Annotated in this window: 3 protein-coding genes; 1 reads left to right on the forward strand and 2 read right to left on the reverse strand. The window is 64.4% G+C overall.

What is annotated here, in order from left to right; genetic code table 11:
* Window positions 1–507: TolC family protein (locus HX846_RS27020; RefSeq protein ID WP_178966451.1), on the reverse strand; the 507-nt coding region annotated here is incomplete at its 3' end.
* Between the two features lie 114 nt (window positions 508–621).
* Complete coding sequence (locus tag HX846_RS27025) at window positions 622–1,365, reverse strand: helix-turn-helix domain-containing protein (RefSeq protein WP_178966452.1); 744 nt, start codon at window positions 1,363–1,365, stop codon at window positions 622–624.
* Between the two features lie 161 nt (window positions 1,366–1,526).
* Here HX846_RS27025 and HX846_RS27030 point away from each other — a divergent pair.
* Window positions 1,527–1,676: SDR family NAD(P)-dependent oxidoreductase (locus tag HX846_RS27030; RefSeq protein ID WP_178966453.1), on the forward strand; the 150-nt coding region annotated here is incomplete at its 3' end.

Below are 1,676 nucleotides of genomic sequence, written 5' to 3' on the forward strand. Positions count from 1 at the left end.
CACCCGCAGCTCATCCTCCAGCGCCCGCGCCACCTGGGCATCCGCCCGTGCCGCAGCGATGCGATAACGCACCTCGCCCCACAAATCGAGGGTGTAGCTCAGGGAAAACTCAGGCGTGTGGCTCCATTCGGCACCGGCATGACGGTTAGTCGCCTGGGCCAGCGTCTGGTCATCGCGGCTGCGACCGTAGGCCAGGCCATAGTCCAGGGAAGTCGACGGCAGGCGCTCGCCGTCTGCCTGTTCCAGCTGCGCCAGCAACGCATCGACATGGGCGGCGGCGGCTTCGAGGTCTTTGTTCTGGTGCAGGGCCCGCGCCACCAGGGCGTCCAGTTGCGGGTCGCGGTACAGCTGCCACCAACGGGCGGGCAACGCCTCGGCCGACTCGGCGGAGAGCCGCGGTGCAGGCTGCGTCGTGACGGTCGACGGTTGACCGGGCACACCAGTGCACCCGGCCAGCACACTCAACAGGGCGATGGGCATCCATGGGTGAAAAGAAGGGCTGTGCATCACAAGGCTCGCTCAAGAAGGAGCCTTGCAGATTAGGCAGATGGCCTGTCCGATTCGCCCGCGTCAGGGCCATGTATCGTCGCTAAACAGACAATAGCGTTACCTGACGCAACACTAAACTCCGGGCCGAAAATGACTTGGCGGATAACCCAGCGACTTGCGAAACATCGCACTGAACGCACTCGGGCTCTGGTAACCATGCTCCAGCGCCACCTCCAGAATTGATACGCCCTGGGCCAACAGCTTCAAGCTCAAGGCCAACCGCGCGCGCTTGCGCCATTCACCGAAACTCATGCCCAACTCCCGCTGGAACACTCGGCTCAGGGTGCGGGCGCTCATGTTCAGGCTGTCGGCCCAGGATTCCAGGCTGCTGTCGTCAGAAGGGTTGCGGATGAAATGCGTGCACAGCCTGGCCAGCCGTGCTTCGCCGGGCACCGGCACGTGCATCGCCACAACCGGCGCGGCGAGCAGTTCCATGCGGATCAACTCGATCATGGCCTGCAGACGCGGGCTGTGGTGCCCGGCAATCTGCGTGGCGGCGACGATCAGCTCCCGCAGCAATACCGACACTTCAATCACCTGGCAGGTGCGCCCCAGCCCCGGCTCGGCCTCGGGCATCAGGAACAGCGTGCGCATATGCACCTCGCCGGCCATGCGGATCTCATGCGGGGTGCCGGCCGGCACCCACAACGCATGCCCGGACGGCACCAGCCAACTGCCCTGGGCGGTGCTGACCACCATCACCCCGGACACGCCGTGGATCAATTGCGCCTGGGCGTGGCAATGGGGATGCACCACGTCATCGTTGCGGTAGTTGTCGGCGTAGGCTTCAAGCCACGGGCGGGATGGGCTGTTCATCGGCTGAGGTCTCGCATCAATCAAGCGTCGATTCTAGCGAAAAGTCCTGTGGCAAAAACGATAGATATAGACAGCCATCGTCGCATTCCAGACAGCCGGTGAACTTGTAGGCCGCCCCGCCAGTCAGCTAGTTGGGCACTCTGAAAAAGGTTGGGTGGGCAATGCGCATTTCGTTGGAGCAACAAGTGGCGCTGGTGACTGGCGCCAGTTCCGGAATCGGCGCGGGGGCCGCCAAGGCCCTGGCCGAGGCCGGAGCCGCCGTGGTACTGAACTACAACGCCCAGGCGGCGCCGGCTGAAGCACTGGCGGCG

This window comes from Pseudomonas sp. K5002 (assembly GCF_013386655.1).
Taxonomy (GTDB): Bacteria; Pseudomonadota; Gammaproteobacteria; order Pseudomonadales; family Pseudomonadaceae; genus Aquipseudomonas.